General features: G+C 69.3%; 15 protein-coding genes. 4 read left to right on the forward strand and 11 right to left on the reverse strand.

Annotated features, from left to right (window positions below):
- Positions 1-9: 9 nt before the first annotated feature.
- Both ACFO6Q_RS05060 and ACFO6Q_RS05065 read right to left on the reverse strand, forming a co-directional pair.
- Positions 10-936 carry a complex I NDUFA9 subunit family protein gene (locus tag ACFO6Q_RS05060; protein WP_380019472.1) on the reverse strand — a complete coding sequence of 309 codons (927 nt, stop codon included), beginning with the start codon at positions 934-936 and terminating at the stop codon, positions 10-12.
- A 68-nt stretch (positions 937-1,004) separates the two neighbouring features.
- On the reverse strand, positions 1,005-3,086 hold the full coding sequence (locus tag ACFO6Q_RS05065; RefSeq protein WP_380019473.1) for a transglycosylase SLT domain-containing protein: 2,082 nt from the start codon (positions 3,084-3,086) through the stop codon (positions 1,005-1,007).
- Positions 3,087-3,295: 209 nt separating this feature from the next.
- On the opposite strand from ACFO6Q_RS05065, the gene ACFO6Q_RS05070 reads away from it, so the two are divergent.
- On the forward strand, positions 3,296-6,202 hold the full coding sequence (locus ACFO6Q_RS05070) for a TonB-dependent receptor (RefSeq protein WP_380019474.1): 2,907 nt from the start codon (positions 3,296-3,298) through the stop codon (positions 6,200-6,202).
- A 90-nt stretch (positions 6,203-6,292) separates the two neighbouring features.
- Here ACFO6Q_RS05070 and ACFO6Q_RS05075 read toward each other — a convergent pair whose 3' ends face one another.
- From ACFO6Q_RS05075 to ACFO6Q_RS05095, 5 genes are all read right to left on the reverse strand, one after another.
- Entirely contained in the window at positions 6,293-7,096 is an 804-nt protein-coding gene (locus ACFO6Q_RS05075) for an endonuclease/exonuclease/phosphatase family protein (protein WP_380019476.1), read from the reverse strand.
- A gap of 52 nt (positions 7,097-7,148) precedes the next feature.
- Positions 7,149-7,826, reverse strand: coding sequence for a thiol:disulfide interchange protein DsbA/DsbL (locus ACFO6Q_RS05080; RefSeq protein ID WP_380019477.1), 678 nt, complete (start codon positions 7,824-7,826; stop codon positions 7,149-7,151).
- Between the two features lie 154 nt (positions 7,827-7,980).
- Entirely contained in the window at positions 7,981-8,625 is a 645-nt protein-coding gene (locus ACFO6Q_RS05085; protein WP_380019478.1) for a thiol:disulfide interchange protein DsbA/DsbL, read from the reverse strand.
- A gap of 40 nt (positions 8,626-8,665) precedes the next feature.
- Positions 8,666-9,346: a thiol:disulfide interchange protein DsbA/DsbL gene (locus ACFO6Q_RS05090; RefSeq protein WP_380019479.1), complete on the reverse strand. Its 681-nt coding sequence runs from the start codon at positions 9,344-9,346 to the stop codon at positions 8,666-8,668.
- A 97-nt stretch (positions 9,347-9,443) separates the two neighbouring features.
- Positions 9,444-10,118, reverse strand: a complete 675-nt coding sequence (locus tag ACFO6Q_RS05095; RefSeq protein WP_380019480.1) for a c-type cytochrome — start codon at positions 10,116-10,118, stop codon at positions 9,444-9,446.
- A gap of 132 nt (positions 10,119-10,250) precedes the next feature.
- Between ACFO6Q_RS05095 and yihA the strand changes: the two genes are divergently transcribed.
- The gene (yihA, locus tag ACFO6Q_RS05100; RefSeq protein ID WP_380019481.1) at positions 10,251-10,904 is read left to right on the forward strand and encodes a ribosome biogenesis GTP-binding protein YihA/YsxC; all 654 of its coding nucleotides are present in this window, start codon (positions 10,251-10,253) and stop codon (positions 10,902-10,904) included.
- Between the two features lie 64 nt (positions 10,905-10,968).
- Here yihA and ACFO6Q_RS05105 read toward each other — a convergent pair whose 3' ends face one another.
- The 3 genes from ACFO6Q_RS05105 to ACFO6Q_RS05115 all read right to left on the reverse strand — a co-directional run bounded on the left by ACFO6Q_RS05105 (position 10,969) and on the right by ACFO6Q_RS05115 (position 18,414).
- Positions 10,969-14,526: a S8 family serine peptidase gene (locus ACFO6Q_RS05105; RefSeq protein WP_380019482.1), complete on the reverse strand. Its 3,558-nt coding sequence runs from the start codon at positions 14,524-14,526 to the stop codon at positions 10,969-10,971.
- 42 nt (positions 14,527-14,568) lie between these two features.
- Positions 14,569-15,147 (reverse strand): GNAT family N-acetyltransferase, encoded by a 579-nt coding sequence (locus ACFO6Q_RS05110; protein ID WP_380019483.1) that lies wholly within the window; start codon positions 15,145-15,147, stop codon positions 14,569-14,571.
- 201 nt (positions 15,148-15,348) lie between these two features.
- Positions 15,349-18,414, reverse strand: coding sequence for a lactonase family protein (locus ACFO6Q_RS05115; protein WP_380019485.1), 3,066 nt, complete (start codon positions 18,412-18,414; stop codon positions 15,349-15,351).
- Positions 18,415-18,682: 268 nt separating this feature from the next.
- Here ACFO6Q_RS05115 and ACFO6Q_RS05120 point away from each other — a divergent pair, with 268 nt between their 5' ends.
- Together ACFO6Q_RS05120 and ACFO6Q_RS05125 are read left to right on the forward strand one after the other, a co-directional pair.
- Positions 18,683-19,630, forward strand: a complete 948-nt coding sequence (locus ACFO6Q_RS05120; protein ID WP_380019486.1) for a LysR substrate-binding domain-containing protein — start codon at positions 18,683-18,685, stop codon at positions 19,628-19,630.
- A 26-nt stretch (positions 19,631-19,656) separates the two neighbouring features.
- On the forward strand, positions 19,657-21,021 hold the full coding sequence (locus ACFO6Q_RS05125; RefSeq protein WP_380019487.1) for a glutamate--cysteine ligase: 1,365 nt from the start codon (positions 19,657-19,659) through the stop codon (positions 21,019-21,021).
- A gap of 103 nt (positions 21,022-21,124) precedes the next feature.
- On the opposite strand, the gene ACFO6Q_RS05130 is transcribed toward ACFO6Q_RS05125, so the two are convergent.
- Entirely contained in the window at positions 21,125-24,220 is a 3,096-nt protein-coding gene (locus ACFO6Q_RS05130) for a GEVED domain-containing protein (protein ID WP_380019488.1), read from the reverse strand.
- Between the last annotated feature and the right edge of the window lie 69 nt (positions 24,221-24,289).

A 24,289-nucleotide genomic window follows, 5' to 3' on the forward strand; every position in this document is an offset into this window, starting at 1 on the left:
CCCGCGATCTCAGCCGCGGCGCGTGCTCGCTGCGCGCGTGCGACGGGCGAGCAGCAGCGGCACGACGAAGTCCATCGGCGTGGCGACGATGCCGAGCGCGGCGAGGCCGTCGGCGCTGCCGACCGAATCGAGCTTGAGCGAGCGGAAGTTGTCGCGCGAGATCGGCTTTCCCGGCAGGCATTCGCCGACCCTGGCCTGCAGCGCGCCGAGCGCGTCGGGCAGCGGCAGCACCCAGCGCCGCCGATCGATCATCCTTGCGGTCCAGCGCACCAGGTCGCCCAGCTCGATCGTGCGCGGGCCATAGAGTTCGTAGACGCGCCCGACCGTCGCCGGGTGCGCCAGCGCGCGCGCGAACGCCTCGGCGACGTCGCCGACGTAGACCGGCGCGAACTTCGCGTGTGCGCGCGCCAGCGGCAGCACCGGCGCGAGGCGCAGCAGGTCGGCGAAGCGGAAGAACAGGCCGTCGCCGTCGCCGAAGATCACCGAAGGCCGGAAGATCGTCCAGGCGAGGGGCGAGCCCTGCACGCGCGCTTCGGCCTCGCCACGACTCTTGAGATAGAAGCTCTCGCCCTCGCCGGCGCGCAGCGAGCTCATCTGCAGCAGGCGCGGAACCTTGCTTTCGACGCAGGCCGCGATCAGCGACTGCGTCAGCTCGACGTGCACCTTGCGGAAGCCGCTGCCGTCGCTGCCGTGCTCGTTGAGGATGCCGACCAGATTGATCGCCGCGTCGGCGCCGTCGAGCCGCCGCGCCAGCGCCGCGTGATCGTGCACGTCGGCGTTGACCACGCGCACACGCGGCAGCGTTCCCAGATCGCGCCGCCGCTCGCGGTTGCGCGACAGCACCGTGATCGAGTGGCCGTCACGCTGCAGGCGCGGTACCAGGTGACGGCCGACGAAGCCGGTGCCGCCGAGGATGACGATCTGCAGGGGTTTCATGAGGCATTCCGCGGATCGGGCATTCCATTTAACCCGTTCCGGCCAGACCTGCAAGGCGCGTGCGTGGCTTACGGCTGCGAAGCGTCTTCGCCGGTGCCGGTGTCCTGCTTCGGCGATGCTGCGCCGTCGGCCACGGTCGCCGGCGGCGTCGGCGAGGGCGCGCACACCACCGCCTTGCGCGGTGTCCTGTCGTCCGGCGCGCGGTAGGCCTGTCCGATCTTGGGCATGCGCGAGGACAGCGGCAGCGCCTTGCCGTTCATGCGCCAGTCGTAGATCACGCTGAAGGCGAGCACGCGCGAGACGTATTCGCGTGTTTCCTTGTACGGAATCGTTTCGATGAAGAAATCCGGCTCCAGCGAGGCGCGCGCGTCGAGCCAGCGCCCGACCGGCGCGCCGCCGGCGTTGTAGGCGGCGCTGGCCAGCCAGGGGCTGCCGTCGTACTTGTCGGCCATGCGGCCGAGGAAGCGCGTGCCGAGCTGCACGTTGAGTTCCGGATCGAACAGGTCCTGCGCTTTGGAGTACGGCAGGCCTTCGGCCTTCGCCATCTGCTTGGCGACGCCGGGCAGCAGCTGCATCAGCCCGTAGGCGTCGGCGTGCGAGCGCGCGTCGGTCATCCACGCGCTCTCGGCGCGGATGATCGCGTAGGCCCAGGCGGGATCGACGCCGGCCGCGCGCGCTTCCTGCCGGACGTGCTTCTCCATGCCGAGCGGAAAGCGCTGCTCGTACAGTTTCTGCGTCTCCGGATCGGCCGAGAAGGCGAACACCGCGCGGTCGTACCAGCCGCGGCGATAGGCCAGATCGGCGGCCAGGCGGCGCTGGTTCTGGTCGAGCTTGCCCATCGCGAAATCCCACTCCCGGCGCGCCTCGCGCAGCATGCCCAGTTCGCGGAATTCGTAGGCGCGTTCGAGATCGACCTGCTTGGCCAGCGTGGCCTCGGCCGCGTCGGTACCGGCCAGCTTGCCGGGGCAGATCGCGTAGGGCTGCTCGCTCCAGTCGGCGGCGAGGAAGCCGTAGAAGTTGGCCTCGCGCGCGAGCGCGGCGTAGATCGGCGCCGCCTCGGCCTTGCGGCCGAGCTTGTCGAGCAGCCGCGCGCGCAGGTAGCGCCAGCGCGGGTCTTCCTTCTGCGCGTCGGAAAGCCCGTCCAGGGCCTCCAGGGTTTCCTTGTAGTCGCCGCCGGTCAGCGCGATGCGCACCTGCCATTCGCGCGTGGCCTCGTCCTCGGCCTCCTCCGGCAATGCCTTCAGGCGTGCGAGCGCATCGGGCGAATAGCTGGTCGCGCGATACAGCGCGATCGCATGCAGGATGCGGTTCTTCTGTTCGGCGCTCCACTGGAAACGCGCCTGCAGGTTCGCCCAGGCCGTTTCGGCGGCGGAACTGTTGCTGCGCGCCAGCCGCGCGAACGCGTAGGACACCGCGTCGCGGACGTGCGCGCCGTCGGGCCAGTTCTTCGCCTTCGCCAGCGTGCCGGACGGATCGCGCAGCGCGGTGACGATGCGGTCGGCGTCCGCGCGTTCGACGCCGTCGAGCAGCGGCGCGATCTCCGCTGCGGCCTCGGCGTTGCCGGCCGCGGCGGCGCGGTCCAGGCGCTCGCGGATGCGCTGGTCGTCGAGGGTGCCGCCGCGATGCGCCGCGGCGAGCACCGGATCGCAGGCGGACGGCAGCGCGCGCGAATCCTGCCACAGCGTTTCCAGGTCGCGCGCGAAGTCGAGCCTGTCGCCGGCGGCCAGCCGCGCCTGCAGCGCGTTGCATTGCAGTTCGCGATCGCTGCTGTCCTGCCACAGCGCGCGGAACGTCGTCCAGTCGCCGCGGCGCGCGAGTTCGCGCAGGTACGCCTCGCGCAGGTCGCGCGCGGCGAGGGTGTCCGGCCAGCGCTTGAGGAAATCCTCGACCTCGCGCCGTTCGAGCTTGGCCACGCGCGGCCGCAGCGCCGCCAGCTCGACATACGGCGCCAGCGGATAGCGCGCCTCCTCGAGGGCGGCCGCGTAACGCTTCCAGGCAGTGTCCTGCGGCTTGGCCGCGAGCGAGAGCGCGGTGCGGAACTGGGCGCGCTGTTCGGCGCGGTCGGCGGCGTGGAGGGGAGCGGTGGCGAGCGCGGCCAGGAGCGGAACCAGGCAGCGCTGCAGGAATCGTCGAATCGGACGCAGGGGCATCAATGCGGCAACCGTGGCGAGTGCAATCGGAGTTTAACGTGCGCCAGTGCACGAATTACGAGGGATGCGGGAGCGGAAAAACAACGCCATTCGCATCCGCAAAGAACAATTGTAGCCATGGAGAAATAATTGTTTTACATTTTCTTTACGTCGCCGGGGCCGCATCCCGGCGGCGCAGCATGGGTTTTCTTTCGTACGGGAGAGATACGATGAAGCCACACCGTTTGCCGCCGTTCGCGTTGTATTCCATGACCGGGCTGGCCTTGCTGGGAACTTGCGCGATACCCGCCGCGGCACAGGAGAAAGGCGGCGACGATACGCAGGTGCTGCAGGCGATCGAAGTCACCGGTTCGCGCATCAAGAAGGCCGAGGTCGAAGGCCAGACGCCGATCCTGACCATCACCTCCAAGGACATCGAGGCGACCGGCCTCGGTTCGATCGGCGACGTGATCCAGCGCCTGTCGGTCAGCGGCTCCTCCCTGAACACGAAATTCAATTCGGCCGGCAATTTCGGTTTTCCGCCGGACGGCGGCGGCGTCGGCTCGGGCTCGACTACGATCAGCCTGCGCAATCTCGGCGCCAAGCGCACGCTGATCCTGGTCGACGGCCTGCGCTGGGTGAACGAATCCTCGGCCTCCGGCGTTTCGGCCGCGGTCGACCTGAATACGATCCCGGCCAGCATCGTCGACCGCATCGAGATCCTCAAGGACGGCGCTTCCTCGCTGTACGGCTCCGACGCGATCGCCGGCGTCATCAACATCATCACGAAAAAGAAGGACAAGGGCCTGGGCCTGCACGTCTACGGCGGCGACTATTCGACCGGCGACGGCAAGACCTGGTCCGGCAACGTCTCCATCGGCGGCAGCGCGGACAAGTTCGACTTCTTCATGGACGTGAGCCGGTTCAAGCAGAACCGCATCAGCTCGGCGGACTGGAGGCAGGCCGGCAGCGAGCCGATCCCCGGAACGGGCCTGGCCAACGGCAGTTCGGCCACGCCCTACACGCGCATCCTGTTCGCGCCGGGCGATCCGAACCAGACCTACGGCGGCCTGTGCGCGCAGTTCAACGACGACGGCAGCCCCGCGTCGTCGTTCTGCGACATCACGCCGAACAGCGTCAACGAGTTCCAGCGCTTTCCCGACGGCTTCCACGCGTTCGGCCGCCCGGATCGCTTCAACTTCGCGCCGTACAACCTGCTGCTGACGCCGCAGGACCGCACCGGCATCTTCGCGCAGGGCACCTACCACATCACCGATCACGTCAATTTCTACCTGAAGGGCCTGTACAACGAGCGTGATTCGACCAACCAGGCCGCGCCCGAGCCGATCTTCCTCGGCCAGCAGTTCTGCATGGCGACCGACCTGTGCTACCGAGTCGGCGTCGACGCGAGCAATCCGTACAACCCGTTCGGCTTCAGCCTGAGCGGCGACGACCCGAACTTCGGCCTCGGCCGCCGCCCGCTGGAAGGCGGTCCGCGCATCTACAAGCAGAGCGTGGACACCCGGTACTACGCGGCCGGCTTCAACGGCGACTTCTCGTTCGGCGAGCGCCAGTTCTTCTGGGACGTCAACTACGTCGACAGCACGAACAAGGCGACGCAGACCGTCACCGGCACCTACAACATCCGCCACATCATGAACGCGCTCGGCCCGGTCGAGCTGTGCACGGCGCCGTGCGTGCCGCTGAACCTGTTCGGCGGGCCCGGCACGATCACGCGCGAGATGCTGAACTACATCCAGTTCACCGAGCGCGACCACAGCAAGCAGGACCTCAAGGTCTGGACCGCGAACATCTCCGGCAACCTGTTCCAGCTGCCGGCCGGCTCGCTCGACGTCGCCGCCGGCTACGAGCACCGCAAGCTGAGCGGCTCCTACACGCCGGACGCGGTCGTCACCGCCGGCGATTCGAACGGCGTGCCGTCGGGTCCGACGCAGGGCGGTTATTCGGTCGACGAGTACTACCTCGAACTCAACGTGCCGCTGCTGGCCGAGATGGCGTTCGCCAAGCACCTGGACCTCAGCGTGGCCACGCGCTATTCGGACTACTCGAACTTCGGCAACACGACCAACAACAAGTTCGGCCTGCGCTGGCAGCTGGTCGACGACCTGACCCTGCGCGGCACCTACGCGGAAGGCTTCCGCGCACCCTCGATCGGCGAGCTGTTCAGCACGTTCTCGCGCTTCGACGCGCAGTTGAACGACCCCTGCAGTGGCGAGGTCGGCGCCAACTGCGCCGCGCTCGGCGTTCCGCCCGGATTCGAGCAGACCAATCCGCAGATCTCGGTCATCACCGGCGGCAACCGCAACCTGAAGCCGGAAGAGTCCAAGAGCACCACGCTCGGCGCGATCTACAGTCCCGGCTGGGCCGACAACACGGCGTGGTCGCAGCGGCTGGACTTCGAATTCACCTACTACAAGATCAAGGTCGAGAATTCGATCCAGGCGCCGAACGCACAGACCCAGCTCAACCGCTGCGTCGCCACACTCGACCCGCTGTTCTGCAACGGCATCACGCGCGCCGCCAACGGTTCGATCAACGGCTTCAACAACACGCTGCGCAACCTCGGCCGCATCGACACCAGCGGCTTCGATCTCGGCCTGAACTGGCTGAGCCCGGAGACCGGCATCGGCCACTTCGGTGCGAACTGGCAGATCACCTACACCAAGGACTACAAGTCCGTCGCCACCGATACCGGCGCCGCCGAGCCGGCCCGCGTGGGCGTGGAAGTCGCCGACAGCGGCATTCCGCGCATCAAGTCCACCTTCACGGCGAGCTGGGGCCTGGCCGACTGGAACGTCAGCTGGACGCTGCGCTACCTGTCGCGGCTGGTCGAGGACTGCGGCAGCGCCGCGGGCTTTCCGATCTGCGATCACCCCGACAACGTCTTCGGCGGGCGCAACAACGGCACGCACTACCTCGGCGCCACCACGTACCACGACGCGCGCGTGAGCTGGAAAGTGCCGATCCACTACGACTTCAGCGTCTCGGCCGGCATCAACAACATCTTCGGCAAGGACGCTCCGGTGTGCCTGTCCTGCTCGCTGAACGGCTACGACGCGTCGAACTACGACCTGCCGGGCCGCTTCAGCTACGTCGAGGCGAGCATCCGGTTCTGACGCCGATGGCGCAGAGCAAGAAGGGCCGCCTTGCGCGGCCCTTTTTTTGCGCGAACGGGGCGGGCGCCTCGCGGCGCAATGCGGCGGCGATCAGCCCTTCGGCAGCGCCGCACGCGCTCCGGGCAGCCGCACGCTCGCCGCGATCGGCAGGTGGTCGGACACCGGATACGGCAGCGCCCACAGGCGTTCGACCTCGAGCGTGCGCGAGACGAGGATGTGGTCGAGCGCGCGTGTCGGGCGCCAGCTAGGAAAGGTCGGCGGGGCGTGCGCGGGGCGCACCAGCGAGGTGCGCGCGTAGAGCGTCTCGAGTTCGGTGCTGTGCGCCGGCGTGTTGAGATCGCCCATCAGGATCGCGTTCTGGTACGGCCCGATCAGCTCGGCGAGGAAGGCCAGCTGGCGCGCGCGCGCGACCGCGCCGAGCGACAGGTGCGCGACGACCACGACCAGCGCGTCGGTGCCGTGTCCGAAGCGCGCCCACAGCGCGCCGCGGCCGGGGATGCGGCCGGGCAGCGGGTAGTCGAGCACTTCGTCGGGCTGGCGGCGGGCGAGCAGGCCGTTGCTGGAGGTCGCCAGGCGCGACACGCGGCGGTTCGGCTGGTGGCTCCAGTACGGAAAGCCCGCGGTCTCGGCGAGGTACTGCGTCTGGTTGAGGAAACCCGAGCGCAGGCTGCCGGCGTCGGCTTCCTGCAGGCCGACCAGGTCGAAGCCGCCGATCACGCGCGCCAGGCCGTCGAGGTTCGCGCGCTTGCCGGTCGGCAGCACGTGTTTCCAGCTGTGCGTGACGTAGTCGCGATAGCGCTTGACGCTGCCGCCGGCCAGGATGTTGCAACTGACCAGGCGCAGCGCCGTCGCGTCGTCGACGTCCGGCGCGGCGACCGCAGGCTCCGAGATCATGCGCGCAGGCTAGTCACCGTCGATGACGCTCGCAAGCGTCACCGGTCACGGATCAAGGCTTCTTCGCCGCCTTGGCCGGCTTGGACGGGCCGCCGTGTTCCTTCTCGGCCAGGTAGTCGACCAGCTCGATCAGTTTCGGGTAGCCGCCGGCGGACTGCGCGGTGACGCGGTACTTGCCCGCGACGACGATGCTCGGCGTGCCGTCGACGCCGAAGTTCTTCACCAGCTCGCGTGCGCGGGAGAGCTTGCTCTCGACTTCGAACGAGTTGGCCGCGGACAGGAACTTGGCCTTGTCCACGCCGTGCTGGGCGTAGAAGCCGGCGAGATCGTCGATCGTGCGCAGCGGCACGCGGTCGCGATGCAGCGCGTCGAACAGCGCCTGATGCGTCTTGTCGAGCACGCCCAGCGACTGCGCCGCGTAGTAGGCGCGCGCGAACGGCTCCCACTGCGCATTGAAGACCGCCGGCATGTAGCCGAAGCTGGCGTAGGCCGGCAGCGAGGCCTTCAGCTGCTCGGCGTAGGGCTGGAAGTTCGCGCAGTGCGAGCAGGCGTAGGAGAACACCTCGAGCACTTCGACCTTGTCGCCGCTGGCGGTCGGCTGCGGCGGATCGATCGCGAAGTAGTTCTTGCCGGCTTCCCAGCCGGCGGCCGGCGCGGCGGCGGTTTCCGCCTTCGCCGCGGCCGAAACGAGCAGCACACCGGCGAGCAGCGGACCCAGATGCTTCAGCATGATCGTGTTCCCTCGGAAGAATGGTGACGGCGCAGATTAGGCCAGACCGCGCCCGGGCGCGATCGTTCCCGCGCCGGCACGAAGCTCCCGTGGCCGCCGCGCAGCGCGGCGGCGGAAACCGGCGGCGGCCCTCGTCCGCGGCCGCCGCAGGTCGCTACTTCTTGCCTTTCTTCGATTCCTGGGCGACCAGGTACTGCGCGATCTCGACCATCTGGTCGAAGCCGACGCCGGCGTCGCGCTCGGCGGAAATGCGGTACTTGCCGTTGACGATCAGGGTCGGCGTCGAATCCACGCCGTAGGCCATTTCGCGGCTGCGGATCTGCTCCAGCTGGCCCTCGACCACGAACGACTGGGCGGTCGACAGGAAGGTCTGCTTGTCGGCGCCGTTCTGCGCGTAGAAGTCGGCGACCTGGTCGATGTTCTGCATCGGCACGTGGTCGCGATAGATCGCGTCGAACATCGCCTGATGCGTCTTGTCGAGCAGGCCCATCGACTTGGCCGTATAGAAGCCGCGCGCGAAGACCAGCCAGACCGGCTGGAAGTCGGCCGGCATCAGCGTGAATTCGGCGCTCTTGGGCAGGCTCGCCTTGAGCTTGTCCGCATACGGCTGGAAGTGCGCGCAGTGCGGGCAGGCGTAGGAGAACACCTCCAGCACCTCGACCTTGTCGCCGGTGCTGGTGGCCACCGGCGGATCGATCACGGCGTAGTGCTTGCCCGCCTCCCACTTCGGCGCGTCGGCCGCGCTGGCGACCGAGGCGAGGACGAAACCGGCGGCGAGGATCAGCGAACGCGCGAACATGGGCGGTACTCCCGTGGCGGAAGGGCGGCGAAGCGCGGCGTCACTTGCCGGCGCTTTCCTTTTCGATCAGGAACTTGACCAGCGGTGCGACCTTGTCGATCGCGCCGGCCGAGGAAGCGGTCAGGCGGTACTTGCCGGCGACGACGATGGTCGGCGTGGAATCGACGCCGTAGGCCTTGATCATCGAATCGGCGCGTTTCATCTTCGTGTTGACCGCGAAGGAGTTGGCCACGCCGACGAACTCGTCCGCCTTGACGCCGGCCTTGCTCGCGTAGAACGCGCCGACGTCCTCGATCGTCGGCATCTGCTTCACCGGGCGCCGCGTCTTCGGGTCGCTGATGCGCAGGGTGCCGTCGTCCTTCCAGATCGCGTCGAAGGTCGCCTCGTGGGTCTTGTCGAGGATACCCAGCGCCTGCGCGGCGTAGAACGCGCGCTGGAACACCGGCCAGTCCTCGTCGGGACGGAACGCGGCCGGCAGGTAGACCAGCTCGGCGTTCGCCGGCAGCGCGGCCTTCAGCTTGCTCATCGTCGGCTGGAACATGTTGCAGGCCGGGCAGGCGTAGGAGAACACCTCGACGACCTCGATCTTGTCGCCGCTGTTGGTCGCCTGCGGCGGTTCGATCACGAAGTAGTTCTTGCCGGCTTCGAATCCTTCGTCGGCGGCGTGGCCGAGGGCGGTGAAGGCGAGGCCGAGCAGCAGAATCGAAACGCGCTTGAACATGAGGCTCTCCGGATCGGTGGGCGGTGCAGGCGTCGCGGAACGCCGCGGCGCAGTCTTCGGCCGCGTCGCTGAACTCGCCGCAACCGCCGCGCTTGGATTACTTCGAGGCGGTCGCGGTTCCCGCGCCGGCCGCGTGCAGGCCCTCGACGTAGGAGGCCACTGCGTTGATGTCGGCTTCGGTCAGGGACGTGGCGATCGCCGGCATGATCTTCGCGTTGGCGTCGTCGCCCCAGGTGGTGCCGCCCTTCCAGTCCTTCAGCTTGGTGGTCACGTAGTCGGCCCACTGGCCGCCGAGCTGCGGATAGCCGGTGCCGGCCATGCCGCGTCCGTCCGGACCGTGGCAGGCCATGCAGGCCGGCACGCCGAGCTTGGCGTCGCCGCCGCGGTACAGCGCCTGGCCGCGCTCGAGCAGCTTGTCGTCGGCGACGCCGGGCAGGGCCGTCTTGGTGGCGAAGAACGCGCCGATGTCGTGCATGTCCTGCGTCGACAGCGTCGCGGCGAAGCCGAGCATGATCGGGTTCTGGCGCTTCTGCGACTTGAATGCCTCGAGCTGGCGCGCGATGTAGGCCTCGTTCTGGCCGGCCAGCTTCGGATACTGCTTGTCGGCCGGGTTGCCGTCTCCGCCGTGGCAGGCGGCGCACACCGCGGCCTTGCCTTCGCCGGCCTTGGCGTCGCCGAGCACCGGCGCCGATTCGGAGGCCACGGCCGCGCCGGCCGTCAGCAGCGTCGCCAGCGCAAGCGCGTGTCGAACATGGGCGCGCGGAAAGCTCATACACTCGACTCCAGGAAAAGGGGATGACGCAGGTCCTCGTCGCGAAGCCGCTGCGGCGCGCCGACGGAAACCGCGGAATTATCCCCGTGACTTCAAAGGCGGTCAAACCGCCGCGAGCCGGCGCCGAGGCCCATGCCCACTCATCCGTTCCGTCAAGCGCGCTTCCTGACCAGCGCCAACCGCATCGATCAGCTGCCCGCCGATCGCGGTGCCGAGGTCGCCTTCGCCGGCCGTTCGAACGCCGGCAAGTCCAGCGCGCTGAACGCGATCTGCGACCAGCAGACGCTGGCCCGCACCTCGAAGACGCCCGGCCGCACCCAGCTGCTGAACGTGTTTCCGGTCGGCGACGAGGCGCATCGCCTGATCGATCTGCCCGGCTACGGCTACGCCAAGGTACCCGAGGCGATGCGCCTGCACTGGCGCGGCGTCATCGACCGCTACCTGCGCGAGCGCGAATCGCTCAAGGGTCTGGTGCTGGTGATGGACTCGCGCCATCCGCTGAAGGATTTCGACCGCGACATGCTCGCCTTCGGCGCCGCCAGCGGGCGTCCCTGCCACTGTCTGCTGACCAAGTCGGACAAATTGTCGCGGAGCGAGGGCGCGCGCACGCTCGCCGCCGTGCGCAAGACGCTGGCGCAGGAGTTTCCGAACGCCGGCGCGCAGCTGTTCTCCTCGCACGCCAAGACCGGGCTCGACGAGGCGCGGGGTGTGGTCGGCCGCTGGCTCGGGCTGGACGCGGGCGGTGACACGCACGGCGCCGGCCCGCTGCCTGGAAGCGCCGACTGAGGATCTTCGACGGCAGGACCGGCGCGTACCGGCCCTGCGCGTCGTCGGTGCGGCGCATCGTCGCTTACGGCGTGCAGCCCGTCAGCTTCACGTCGTCGATCGCCCAGTTCGGGCCGGCGCGATGCGGAAAGCGGTCGTGGCCGAGGCGGAAGCGGAATTTCGCGGTCCGGCCGGCGAGGCTCTGCACGTCGACCACCGATTTCAGATAGGCCTGCGGATCGCCGCACCAGGCCTGCCTGCCGCTCAGCGGGTTGCCGAACGCGCCGCTGACGGTGCCGTCGAACGGGTCGGTAAGCGGCGTCGTCAGCTGCGTCCAGACCACGCCGCCGTCGGTCGAGGCCTCGACGATCGCGGCATCGTTGCAGCTGCCGGCCCCGCCGGACTTGAGCGCCTGACGGCTCCAGAACTTGAGGCTGAGCGTGTCGAGATCCGCCGGCAGCGCCAGGCTCGGCGAGATCAGCCATTGGTCGTTGACGGTGCCGGACGCCGGCGCGTTGGCCTGCCAGGCGTGCTCGCCGCTGTTGGCGGCGGCGCCGAGCGACCAGCCGTCGACACTGCCGCCGGCGGCGCCGTGGGTCCAGCCGGCAGCGCCGTTTTCCAGGTCGTCGTCGAACAGCACCTGCGTCGTGGCGTCGACCGGACAGTCGCCGGGGATGGCCAGGGTGGTGAATTCGTGGCCGGCGACGGCCGGGCGGGAATCGAAACCGTCGCCGAAGATCGTGTCGGAAGCCGGTGCCGCCGGGCCGCTGTCGCCGCAGGGGTTCTGCGCGATCACGCGCCACCAGTAGCGCGCGCTGGAGTCGAGCGCTTCGCCCGAACCGACGGTCCACGCGGTATCGGTGGTCTGGTGCGACAGCACGATGTTGGTGAAGTCCGCATCCGTGGCGATCTCCACGCGGTAGTCGTACGCGCCGGCGGCCGCGCTCCAGGTGAAGGTCGGCGTCGGCGAGACGTCCGCGCTGCCGTCGATCGGGCTTTCGTCGCCGGGTGTGGCGGGCGGCACGTCGAACACGCCCAGCTCCAGGTCAAGGGTCTTCTCGATGCTGCCCGAGGCGGCGCGGATCTGCAGCGGATAGCGGCCGGGAACTGCCGCAGCGGTCGCAGCCACGCTCAGCGTGGAGTCGGCGGGCGGCGTGGCCGGATTCGGATCGAAGGTGGCGCTGGTGCCGGCCGGATTTCCGCTCGCGCTCAGGCTGACCGCGCCGGCGAAGCCGACGATCGGATGCAGATGCACCGCCGCGGTCCGCTCACCGCTGGTGCACACCTGCATCGCCGACTGCGCGGCGGTCAGCGAGAACGACGGCTGCTGCGAGCAGTTGCTGCACACCAGCGCGAAGTCCTGGTCGGTCGCGTCGCCGCTGCCGGGCACGCCGTCGCCGGCGACGTTCGACGCCTTCACGCGGATCGTCAGGTCGCCGATCGTGCCGGTCGGCAGGAACACCGCCTCGTAGTTGTTCCTGGCATCGGGGTCGCCGCCGGTCACGCTCCACTGGTGGTCGAAGCGGTTGCCCAGGTAGGTCTGCCCGCCGATCTCCACTTCCAGGTCGAGATCGTTGACCTGCGGGCTGGTGCCCAGCGCGCCGGGCGCATCGGTGTAGGCGAGTGCGATGCGCACCGGCCGGGTCGGATCGGCGACGCCCCAGGCGTAGCTGCGCGTCTCGCCGCTGCCGTCGAACACCTCGCTCTGATCGAGCAGCACCTTCGGCGTCGCGTCGAACATGTCGCCGAGGTTGGGCATGCCGTAGCCCTGCGCATTGCTCGGCAGATTGTCGTTGGCGTAGGCGCCGGTCAGATAGCTCGGATGCGCGATCAGCCAGGCCTTCATCATCGCCGGGCTCGGCGCGCGCGAGCCGCCGATCTCCTCGAGGCGGCCGGCGGCGTCGCCGGCGCCGCCGTGCTCGATCCACCAGTAGGCCAGCGAGGCGGCGCCCGATATCGCCGGTGCCGAGTGGCTGGTGCCGCTGGATGCCGCGAATTCGGTCTGCTCCGGCGATTCGGGGTAGTAGCGGATGCACACGCCGCCGCCCTGGAAGCCGGAATACACGCTGGCGCCCGCCTGGATGTGCGTGCCGGGTGCGATGACCTCCGGCTTGACGCGCTGACCGGGGACCGGGCCGCGGCTGGAGAAGCCGGCCACCGATTGCGGATCGTCGGCGGCATCGCTGCCGTCGTCCGGGCAGATGTCCTGCGGGCTGTTGAACGGGCGCAGGTTCTCCGAGGCGCCGACGGTGATGACGTTCTTGGCCGAGCCGGGCGAACCGACCGAGCTGATGCCCGGCCCGTCGTTCGCCGCGGAGACGACGTAGATCATCGGCTGGCTGCCGGCGGCGTCGACGTCGACGTCGCGCACGGCCGCGTCATAGAGCTGATCGCGTTCGCCGTAGGTGCCGCTGGCGGCCGAACCCCAGGAGTTGCTGCTGATCTTCGCGCCGCCGGCGGCATTGGCGCGGATCACGCCCTGATCGTTGCCGTCGCAGCCGTTGACGTCGTAGCTCGGCGGGGCGCTGACGAAGATCGTGGTGGAGCCCACCCGCGCGAAAGGATTGATGCCCAGGCCGAGCTGCTGGCCGTCGGCATCGCGGTACGGGTAGCCCTCGCGCTGGTCGTAGCCGGCGATCACGCCGGCGTTGAGCGAACCGTGGCCGTCGGCGGCACCGACCTGGTTGTCCGGGCGCGAGGAGCAGTTGCGGAAATACGCCACGCGCACCGGGCGCGTGACGTCACCGAGCTCGTGCAGCATCTCGTCCTCGGTGTCCAGCACCGTATTGCCGGTGCCGCCTTCGTCGATCGTGCTGTCGGTCACGTCGACGATCGGGTAGTCGGATGGCGTCTGGCTGAAGCCGCGATCGAGCAGGAACTGCAGATAGCTCGGCGAGGCGATGCCCGGTGCGAAGTCGCCGCTCATGATCAGCGCCTGCTTCTCGTCGAACAGCCGCGTCGGCAGTCGTTCGCCGACGAACGTCACGTCCGCGCGCTGCGCGATTGCCGGAACATCGGCCAGGCGCACGCGCAGCGGCAGGTTCCGGAACTTCAGCACGGGCGCCCAGGCGAGCGTGGCCGCCCCAGGCCCCAGCGGACCGCGCTGCGCCACGGGCAGCACGGCCTTGCCCTGCACGAAGCGTTGCGTCTCCTCCACGCCTGCGTGCGCGTACACCTGCACGGTGACGTCGACCTCCTCGTCGCCGCTCGCCGCGGCGGCCAGGCGCCGCGACAGGCCCGGATCGACCTTCAGGAAACCGTGGAACGGCGCGCTGAACTGCAGCCACGAGGCGCTGCCGCGCAAGCCGTCGAGCCGCGCCTGCGCCGCTTCGTCGGCCCATACGATGTAGCCGTTGCTGGCGACGTACTGCACCGGCGTGATGCCGCGCGCGACGAGCGCATCCAGCCACTCCTGCCGGACCGGGCCGGTGAACTGCACGAGCTGCAGGCGTGCCCCGCTCGGCACGGCATCGGAGAACGGTGCCGGTGCGCGCAGCACGTCGCGCTGCGTATCGAACGGATGGGCGCTGAACTGCAGCAGGTTGCGTTCCGCGTCGAGCGGCGCGGCAGGCGAGGGGTTCGTGGCACCGGCGCCGGCGGCGGCCAGCGCGGCAAGGATGGCGGTAGCGATCGGTTTGCGCATGATGGTTCCTTTGAGGGCGGTGGTGGCGGCCGACGAGCCGGCTCAGCTCGGCGCGCGCGAGTCGCGCAGATTCATCGCCAGCACGCGATCGGTCTGCCGGTCGGTACCGACGAAAAACTCCGCAACGCCGACGTCGACGAGCCCGCATTTGCGGTAGAACGCGATCGCGCGCGGATTGCGCTCCCACACCTTCAGCCAGAGCGTGACGCCGCCGAGGGCGACCGCGGCGCGGCGTGCCTCCTCGAACAGGCGCTGGGCGAGGCCGTCGCCGTGACGGGACTTGTCCACGTAGAAGCGCAGCAGCTCGACCGGCTCGGCGCCGCCGACGCACGGCGGCGGCGGCCCGTTGCGGACCTGCGCATAGGCGACCAGGTCGGTGTACTGGTGGGCGAGCAGCGTGGCGACGCCGGCGTCGCTCAGCTCGCGCGTCTGCTGGGCGACGTTGTAAGTCGAGGTCAGGTGCATGGCGAGGTTGGCCGGGCTGTTGTAGTCGCCGTAGGTGTCGGTGAAGGTGCGTGCGGCGAAGCTCGCCAGATCCGCCGCGTCGGCGGGTGTGCCGCGCCGGATGGTGTACGCGGCGGATTGGATCGGTTCTGTCGTCGTGTCGAGACGCAGGTTCATGAGGAAAGGCCGTCCTTGTCGAAAAAACGAGGGCATGTGCAAGCGGGCATGGCCGGCCTGCCGCCGGTGCGCGACGGCATGGCGGCGCGAAGCGGCGGCAGGGGTGCGAGGCCGTCGTGCAGAATCAGGGTTGCCGCCGGGCGGCGTGCATCGCGCGCGAAGCCGCCGCCGGTGGGCGGCGGCGGCTTCTGCGGCCATGTTTCAGTCGTGTGTGTTCCGCTTGCCCGGACAGCTGCCGCTGCCGCCCTCGAAGCCGTCGCCGAAGATCACGTCGCCGCAGTCGACCGTCGACGCAGTGCCGTAGACGGAGAAGCCGAAGTCCTTCGAGCCTTCCGCGAACATGTTCGGGCACTGATCGAACGTCGACCAGACGGAGCAGCCGGTGCCGAGCATGCCGCCCGGATTGCGCCAGACCGCCGGCTGGTTGTGCTGCTCGCTGGTGACGCCCCAGAAGCCGAGGATCGGCGAGGAGATGTCGACGTCGGCGAACGACCACGCCACCCAGTAGGTTCCCGGTGCGAGCGGGCAGTCCTGCGTCAGCCAGACGCCGATGCGGTTGGCGGGCGCATCCAGCGCAATCGCCTGCACGCCGTTCGCCGAGCACAGCGCGTCGCCGCCCGGACGGCCGTTGCCGTCGTCGGCGAGGATGCGCAGGTTCACCGTCGGCGGCAGCGGGTTGCTGTTGTTGCCGTAGGCGGAGAACTCGAAGCCGGACACCGACCAGCCGTTGCCGCTGACGACGAAGTCGTCGGCGCCCTCGGCAGACAGGCCCTCGGTTTCGGGCGGCGCGATGATGGTGTTGTTGAACGCGTGCACGTCGGTGTCGTCGATGGACTGGTCGTACAGCGGCTCGGCCGGGATGACGGCGAAGGACACCGGCACCGCGACGCGCTGGTGGCGCGGGTCGTCACTGAACACGCAGATCGTCGCCTGGTGCAGGCCGGGGCTGAGCCCGCCGGCGTCGAAGGAGACGCTGACGTCCTGCGGCGCGCCGTCGGCGAGGATCGTGCCGCTGGTCGGGCTGAGCGACAGCCACGGCACCTCGCCGGGAGCGGAACAGCCGACCGAGGGCTTGGCGATCGCCAGCGCGCTCATCTCGTCGACCGGAAATTCGCCGGCGGCGGGAAAGGCGCCGATCGCCTGCGAGGCCGCGGTCATCGGATCGATGACGCGCATCTCGCCGAGCGGCTGGTTGGTGATCGAGTCGATGTAGAACGCGGCCCAGTACAGGTCGCCGGTCTGCGGGTCGAACTTGAGGTCCTGCACGTACTGCACGTTGAGCCCGAAACCGTCGATCACGCTGGCCGCGCCGCTCGCCTTGTCGATCGCGATCAGGCTCTGGCCGTACAGGTCGATGCCGTACATCAGGCCGGCCGGCGACACCGCGATGCCGGAGATGTAGCGCACCGGGTTCACGCCGGGGCCGTCGATCGGGCCGATGCGGGTGGCCTGGCCGGTGCCGAAGTCGATCGTGTAGAGCGTCGCGCCGGCGCTGCCGAGCTGGTCGAGGAAATTGACCGCGTACACCGTGCCGGTCAGCGGGTCTTCGGTCAGGCCGCCCCAGGTGCGCGTCTCGCCGCCGGCGATCTGGCCCAGCTCGGTGAACACGCCGGTCGCGGTGTCGACCGTGCCGTAGGTGCCGGGTGCCAGCTCCCAGCTGTCGTTGACGATCACGTAGAGCTTGCTGAAATCGTTGCCGACGAACGTCGCCGCATAGATCCAGTCGCTGCTGTTGTTGAGCGGCGTGTAGGTGGCCGCCGGCGCCAGCGCGTCGAACGTCACCAGTCCGGGCAGCAGGGCGCTGATGCCGTAGGCCGGCACAGCGAATCCGCCGGTGGCGGCCCGCGGCGAGGGGGCGGCGCCCTGCGTGCGCGGACGGGCGAGTGCACCGCTGAGCGTCGCGCCCGCCACCGGCGCGCCGGCCTCCAGCTGCGGCGGCGCGACGTAGCGCGGCGTCTTCGGAAAGTGCGCCTGCGTGCCGCCCGGGGCTTCACCGAGGCTCCAGTGCAGGTCGCGGTTGCCGGTGTTGGCGATCGTCAGGCTGCGCGTGACGTTGCCGTCGGGGCCGGCCACGGCCGTGATCGAGGTCTGCGCGACGGCCAGCGTCGGATCGCCTGCCGAAATGCTTACTTCGCCGCTGTCCGCGGCCGAGCTGACCGCCGGCGTGAAGGTCCACTGGATCGCCGAATTGGCGTGCAGCGCCGGCTGGCGATACGAGTATTTCGTGTAGAGGCCGTGCGGATCGGCCTGCACGCCGACCGTCGCCCAGTTGCCGTCGTCGGCGTCGTTGCCGAACGCGGTCGTCAGGTACTCGAAGCGGATGGTGTCGCTGTCTTCGTGGAACACGATCTCGAACGTCGCCGTGCTGGTGGCGATGGCGTAGCTCTCCAGGTCGTGCCATTGCACCACGTAGGTCCGGTTCGGCGCGTTGCCCAGCGCCTGCACGTAGACGTCGCCGGAGACGTCGTCGAGGTCCATCCACATCGGTGCGAGGTAGGTCGGCACTTCGGTGCCGAACGTGCTCGGGATGTCTTCGTTGAACGAGAATCCCGGCGGCGGCGTCGATCCGCCCGGCGGCGTGCAGCTCGGGTCGGCGAACTGCAGCAGGCCGTCGATGGCCAAGCAGAGGTCGGTGGATTCCTGCCCGTAAAAGCGCAGCGGAAACGGCGCGGTGACGTGACCGGTCTCGTTGCCCCAGCCGTCCCCCGGCACGAAGCCCATCGGCGTCCCGGTCGCCGAGATGTCGATGAAGTCCGGCGCCACCGTGTCGTCGTAGGCGTAGCCGGGCAGGTTCGCGTAGCCGGTCCAGCTCGCCGTGCGCTGCGTGTCGGACGTCGCCACGATCGTGCGCACGTAGGTATGGCTCTGTCCCGGGCCGATCGGAGTCGGGTCGTAGGTGACCACGGCGCCGTCGAGACTGTCGACGATCGACTGGTAGGCGAGCGTCTGGGTGCCGTTGTTGGTCAGCGTGTAGCAGAGGTTGACCTGATCGCCGACATTGACCGCGATGTCGGTCCCGCTGCCGCATTCGTCCGGATCTCCGGCGTAGGGCGTCACGCTGAGGCCGATCGCGAGATCGCCGGCGCCGCGGCCGTCCGAAGCCGACGGCGAGGCCGCGAAGGAAGCGCCGACGCGGTGCGGGGCGCTCCGGTCGTACGCAGTGGCGCCGAGGGCGATCTTGCCGCCGGTCGCCTTCGAATCGACGTGCGTGATCGCGGAAGCGCGAACCGGATTTCCGGGCGCGGCCGCCCCGGCGGCTGCGGCCACCGTCAGCGACGCCAGGACCGGCCAAAGAAAACGTCTACCCATAGTCATTGCAAGTACCCCCATCGAGATGCCGGACACGGCGAACGGGCCACTGCCGTGGTGCGAGCGGCGGCGGACCCTTCCTGTTTCCTGACAGAATGTCGAGAAGACCAGTCTGGTGAGCTGGATGGACGTCTATCCGCCTATCCACCCCGTGTGACCGGAGTGTGGGGTTGCTTTGGCAAGAAAGTGAAATATCAAATACTTCGTTGCCTCATCAGGAAATCCAATGAATCTGACCCTGCGACAACTGCGTTACGCGCTGGCCGCCGCCCGCTACGGCAATCTGACCGAAGCGTCGCGCGCGCTGCACGTCTCGCAGCCGTCGATCTCGATGGCGATCACGCAGATCGAGGAATTCTTCGGCCGCCAGATCTTCGTGCGCCAGCGCGGCGCCGGCGTCTCGCTGACCGCGTTCGGGCAGGCGGTGGTGATCAAGGCGCGGCAGGTGCTGGCGGAGGTCGAGGCCCTCGAGGCGCTCGCCGACGACACCGCGCTGCCGAGCGGCGAGTTCGTGCTCGGCTGCTTCGAGGATCTGGCGCCGTACTGCGTGCCTTCGATCCTGGCTCGGCTGCGCGGGAAATATCCGGCGATCAGCGTGACGGTGCGCGAGGAAGGGTTCGACACGATCGGCCGTCGCCTCGACGACGGCGCTGTCGACATCGCCCTCAGCTACGATCTCGGCCTGCCGGCGACGGTGGCCACGACGGTGCTGTGCGAACTCGCGCCGCAGGCGCTGCTGCCGGCCGATCACGCCCTGGCCGGCCGGGATGCGGTGTCGCTGGCCGAGCTGGCCGAAGAGCCACTGATCATGACCGACCAGGCGCAGAGCTGGCAGCACGTGCTGGAGCTGTTCCACCTGCGCGGCGTGAGGCCCGCGCGCGCCGTCCGCACGGGTTCGTTCGAACTGCAGCGCAGCATGGTCGCGAACCACTTCGGCATCGCGGTCGCGTACTCGCGTCCCTACGGCGACGTCAGCTACGACGGCCAGCCGCTGGTGCGCAGGCCGATCTCCGATCCGCTGCCGCTGCAGCGGATCCTGCTCGCCTACGACCGCAAGAGCGCGTTGTCGGCCGCGCAGCTGGTCTTCATCGAGGAGGTCAAGGCCTGGTTCGCCGAAGTCTGGCCGACGCCTGCCGCGGAGCACCCTTTTAAGGAGCCCGCCCAAGCCCCATAGTGCGGGCTCCCAGCCGAGGTTGCCCCGTGTCCGGACCTTCCGCCGTCAAAGAAACCCCGATTTCCGGCCGCAGCGAGCTGGTGGATTACCTCGCCTCCGGCGAGAAGCCGGAGTCCGCCTGGCGCATCGGTACCGAGCACGAGAAGTTCGGCTTCCGCCTGGAAGACCTGCGTCCGCCGACCTGGGAAGGCGCGCAGGGCATCGGCGTGCTGCTCGAGGGCATGACGCGCTTCGGCTGGCAGCGCGTGACCGAGCACGACCAGCTGATCGCGCTGCTGCGCGACAGCGCGTCGGTCACGCTGGAGCCGGCCGGGCAGCTGGAACTGTCCGGCGCGCCGCTGGAGACCATCCACCAGACCTGCGCCGAAGTCTCGCAGCACCTGCGCGAGGTGAAGACCGTCGCCGACGAGATCGGCCTGGGCTTCCTCGGCATGGGCTTCCAGCCGAAGTGGCGGCGGCAGGACATGCCGTGGATGCCGAAGGGCCGCTACAAGATCATGCGCGAGTACATGCCCAAGGTCGGCACGCTCGGCCTGGACATGATGACGCGCACCTGCACCGTGCAGGTCAACCTCGACTACGCCGACGAAGCGGACATGGTGAAGAAGTTCCGCGTCGCGCTCGCGCTGCAGCCGGTGGCGACCGCGCTGTTCGCCGACTCGCCGTTCACCGAGGGCCAGCCGAACGGCTACCAGAGCTACCGTTCGCACATCTGGACCGACACCGATCCGCACCGCACCGGCATGCTCGACTTCGTGTTCGAGGACGGCTTCGGCTACGAGCGCTACGTCGACTACCTGCTCGACGTGCCGATGTACTTCAGCTACCGCGACGGCGAGTACGTCGACCTCGCCGGCAAGTCGTTCCGCAAGTTCATGGCCGGCGAACTGGCCGAACTGCCGGGCGCGAAACCGACCCTGCGCGACTGGGCCGACCACACCACCACCGCGTTCCCCGAAGTGCGCCTGAAGAAGTACCTGGAGATGCGCGGCGCCGACGGCGGCCCGTGGAGCCGGCTGTGCGCGCTGCCGGCGTTCTGGGTCGGCCTGCTCTACGACCGCACCGCGCTCGACGCGGCCTGGGATCTGGTCGCCGACTTCACGCGCGAGGAGCGCCACGCGCTGCGCGACGGCGTGCCCCGGCACGCGCTGAAGCTGCCGTTCCGCTCCGGCACGGTGCGCGACCTGGCCGACGAGGCGCTGAAGATCGCCGCCGAAGGCCTGCGCCGCCGCGCACGTCCGACGCCGGCCGGTGCCGACGAGCGCATCTTCCTCGACATCCTGCTGCAGATCGTCGACGCGAACCAGACGCCGGCCGAGCGCAAGCTCGAACTGTTCCACGGCGCCTGGAACGGCAACGTCGATCGCGTCTTCCAGGAATTCGCGTACTGAGCGGCAGGCACGCCGACGCGCCGCCCGGTTCCTCGCGCGCCGACCGCAAAAAAGAGGGCCGCCTCGCGGCGGCCCCCGGTACGTCACGCAGTGCGAGGCAGGATCAGCGCTCGGCGCCGTCGAAGCCGTCCGTGAAGATCGCGTCGTCGATGTCGGTGGTGCAGGTCACGGCCACGTCGGTGACGTCTGCGCCGGCGATGCTGCCGCTGCCGCCGGTCACGGTGCAGGTCTGCGCCGGCGAGGTGGGCTGGCTCGCCACCGTCACCGCGTAGGAGACGCCGTCGGCGAGCTCGGTGCTGAAGGCGAACGCGCCGTCCGCCACCAGCGGCAGGTTCTCGCTGCCGTTGAGGCTGAGCACCAGCCCGCTGCCGGCGAGGCCGCCGAGCGTGCCGCCGACCGTGTGGGTGGGCGGCTCGTCGCCGATCTGCAGCGTGTAGTCCTCGGCCTGGCCGTAGCCGTCGGTGTTGCAGGGGCCGCCGGCGGAGCTGAACTTCTTCGTCACGCGCAGACGCGTCGTTCCGCTGGCGGTGGCCGGCACGGCGATGCCGGCGGTCACCTGCTGGCCGTCGACGCCGGTCGAGTTGTCGATGCTGCCGATCGGGAAGGTTTCGCCGGCGTCGCCGAAGTCGCCGTCGCGGTTCCAGTCGACGTAGGCCGTGATCACCGTCGTGTAGTCGCCGTCGGTATTGCCCTCGACCGCCATCGGCACCGTCGTTCCCGGCGACAGGTGGCCGACGATCGCAGTGAAGTCCTCGTGCGCGGGCGTGCCGTTGAGGGTCGGGCTGGTGCGGTTGTCGATGCCGGCGAAGTCGACCAGGGTGATCGGCTCGACGTTGTTCGAGACCGCCCACGGGCAGTACGGCTCGGGGAAGGTGACGCCGGTCGTGAACGAGAACGCGGACGACCACGCGCTGTCGCCGCACGGGCTGTTCGCGCGCACGCGCCAGTGGTACGTCGTCAGCGGCGCCAGCGGCGTGCCCGGCGTCCAGGTGGCTTCGTCGACCTCGGCGGTGGCGACGATGTCGGCGAATGCCGCGTCGCTGGCCACTTCGATCGTGTAGCTGACCGCGGACGGATCGTCCGACCAGGTGAACACGGGCTGGCGCGGCGTGCCGGCGGCGGCGTCGGCCGGGGCGAGCAGGCTCGCCGCGCCCGGAGTGCCGCTGGCCACGGTCACGCCGAACGACACCGAGCGCTCGGTCGGCGAGGCGGCGCCGTCGGTGGCGAACAGCGTGATCTCGTAGTCGCCGGGTGCGGCGGCCGCCGCGGTGCCGAGGGTGATCGTGCCGCTGGCGGCCGGATCGGCCGGCGTGATCGGATTGGGCGTCGCGGTTGCGGTCGGGAATACGCTGGTGTCGATGCCCGGGAAGCTCAGCGTCACCGCGGAGGAGAAGCCGCCGAACGCGCGTGCGCTGAACGCGATCGGGTCGGCCGGCTGGCCGGCGCAGACCGCGACGTCGCCGCCGCCGATCGCGAGCTGGAAGCTCGGGCCGCCGGCCACGTTCGTCACGCGACCGACGTAGGACTTCTGCTGCGGCGAGGTGCCGCCGGCCGGGATGCGGTTGTCGGTCCAGCTCATCGCGACGGTGTTGGCGAGCGACACGGACAGGCCGTTGTAGTCGCCCCATTCCTGGCCGTTGTTGATGTTCTGCGAAACGATCTGCGACACGCGCGTCTCGTCCGTCCAGGTGCTGCCGCCGTCGGCCGAGTAGACGTAGTAGAAGTCGACGCCGGCGCGGTTGGTCGAATTGCGCGTGTCGTAGAAGCCGATGTGCACGATGCCGTTGGCGTCGACGTCGAGCCAGGGGTGGTAGCGATCGACCGTGGCCTGGTCGGTGGTCGAGTGCGGCGTGCTGGCGACCTGCCAGGTGGCGCCCTGGTCGTCGGAATAGACCACCTGCACCCAGCCGTGCGAGGCGGAAGCGGTGCCGCTGCCGTCGCCCGGGCTGTTGGGCGCCTCGTCGGTGAAGGCGAGGTAGACGCGGCCGTCGTGCGGTCCGCCGGACTGGTCGACGTCGGCCGACACGTAGATGAAGGCGCGGCGCGACTCCATCGACGGGATGGCGAAATCGAACTCGCCGTGCAGGTCGTAGGCCTGTACCGGTGCGGAGAACGTCGCGCCGCCGTCGCTGGAGGTGACCACCCAGATCGCCGAGCTGGGGTGGTTGGCAGTGCTGGGCCAGGCGTAGTAGATCCGGCCCTGGGCGTCGGTCGTAATGTCGCTGCCGATGCCGCGCGCGGCGGTGCCGAAGGAGATCGGCGTCTGGAACGTCTGCGCGCGGTCGGTCGAGCGCGCGAAGTACATCGTGTTGCCCTGGTGCCAGGTGGTGTAGACGTAGTCCAGATAGGGCGAGCCGGGCGACTTGTCGACGTGGATGTATTCCTTGTCCGAGCCGCCGGACGACACCTGCAGCGCCGGGCCCCAGGTCTGGCCGAAGTCGGTGGAACGGAACACGACGGTGCGGAAGCTGCTCGAGCCGCCGAGCGAGGCGGTGTAGGCGACGGTGCCGTCGGACGACCAGTCCGAAGCCGGATCGCAGCAGGTGTTGGGCAGGGTGCCCGCCGACATCCAGGTCACGCCGCCGTCGCTGGAGTAGTTCATGCTCTGGCCGCCGGGGCCGTTGGAGCCGGCGATGACGATGTTCGGATCGACCGGGTTGAACTCGATGCCGGTCTCGTTGTTGCCGATCGCCATCGGGCCCTCGCCTTCGACCGGCACCGCGTGCGGCAGCGGATCGGTGGCGTAGATCAGGCCCGGCGGAGGATTGTGCGGATCGGGCTGCGCGTAGATGCCCAGGCCGCGGCGCTCCAGCTTGCCGTTGCGCATCAGGCCGCCGTAGCGCACGAGGAATTCCTTGTCGGTTTCGCGCGGATAGTACTTTTCCAGCGGATGGCCCTCGGCGGCGAATTCCTTGCGCTTGAGCACCTTGAAGAACGCCGGCACGCCGCGCACGGGACGGTCGTCGGCCGGCAGCAGCGCGACGTCCGCCGCGGTCAGCTCGTAGTTGCGGTCGTCCCACGGGCCGAACCGCACGAGGCTTGCGTAATCGACCGCCGGGTCGGCCCCGCGGGCCTGCTCGACGACCGCGGGCGTTTCCTTCGGCTCCGTTGCCGCTGCGGCGGTGTCGGCGTGGCCCGCGCCGAGCGCGAGCAGGGCGGCGCAGGCGAGCGCCGCGCCGGTTGGATGCGATTTCTTCATTCGATGACTCCCCAGTGATGCCAAGATTTGCGTCTCCCACGCTCCCTTCGCGATGTCCTTCCCCCGTTT

The sequence above is a fragment of the Dokdonella ginsengisoli genome, assembly GCF_042652785.1.
Taxonomy (GTDB): Bacteria; Pseudomonadota; Gammaproteobacteria; order Xanthomonadales; family Rhodanobacteraceae; genus Dokdonella_A; species Dokdonella_A ginsengisoli.

Bases quoted from the DNA above. Each gene is read 5' to 3' on its own strand.
- ACFO6Q_RS05090 (WP_380019479.1), bottom strand. From the start codon at position 9,346: ATGTTCAAGCGCGTTTCGATTCTGCTGCTCGGCCTCGCCTTCACCGCC.
- ACFO6Q_RS05120 (WP_380019486.1), top strand. From the start codon at position 18,683: ATGAATCTGACCCTGCGACAACTGCGTTACGCGCTGGCCGCCGCCCGC.
- ACFO6Q_RS05110 (WP_380019483.1), bottom strand. From the start codon at position 15,147: ATGAACCTGCGTCTCGACACGACGACAGAACCGATCCAATCCGCCGCG.
- ACFO6Q_RS05080 (WP_380019477.1), bottom strand. From the start codon at position 7,826: ATGCTGAAGCATCTGGGTCCGCTGCTCGCCGGTGTGCTGCTCGTTTCG.
- ACFO6Q_RS05065 (WP_380019473.1), bottom strand. From the start codon at position 3,086: ATGCCCCTGCGTCCGATTCGACGATTCCTGCAGCGCTGCCTGGTTCCG.
- ACFO6Q_RS05060 (WP_380019472.1), bottom strand. From the start codon at position 936: ATGAAACCCCTGCAGATCGTCATCCTCGGCGGCACCGGCTTCGTCGGC.
- ACFO6Q_RS05085 (WP_380019478.1), bottom strand. From the start codon at position 8,625: ATGTTCGCGCGTTCGCTGATCCTCGCCGCCGGTTTCGTCCTCGCCTCG.
- ACFO6Q_RS05070 (WP_380019474.1), top strand. From the start codon at position 3,296: ATGAAGCCACACCGTTTGCCGCCGTTCGCGTTGTATTCCATGACCGGG.
- yihA (WP_380019481.1), top strand. From the start codon at position 10,251: ATGCCCACTCATCCGTTCCGTCAAGCGCGCTTCCTGACCAGCGCCAAC.
- ACFO6Q_RS05095 (WP_380019480.1), bottom strand. From the start codon at position 10,118: ATGAGCTTTCCGCGCGCCCATGTTCGACACGCGCTTGCGCTGGCGACG.
- ACFO6Q_RS05105 (WP_380019482.1), bottom strand. From the start codon at position 14,526: ATGCGCAAACCGATCGCTACCGCCATCCTTGCCGCGCTGGCCGCCGCC.
- ACFO6Q_RS05075 (WP_380019476.1), bottom strand. From the start codon at position 7,096: ATGATCTCGGAGCCTGCGGTCGCCGCGCCGGACGTCGACGACGCGACG.
- ACFO6Q_RS05130 (WP_380019488.1), bottom strand. From the start codon at position 24,220: ATGAAGAAATCGCATCCAACCGGCGCGGCGCTCGCCTGCGCCGCCCTG.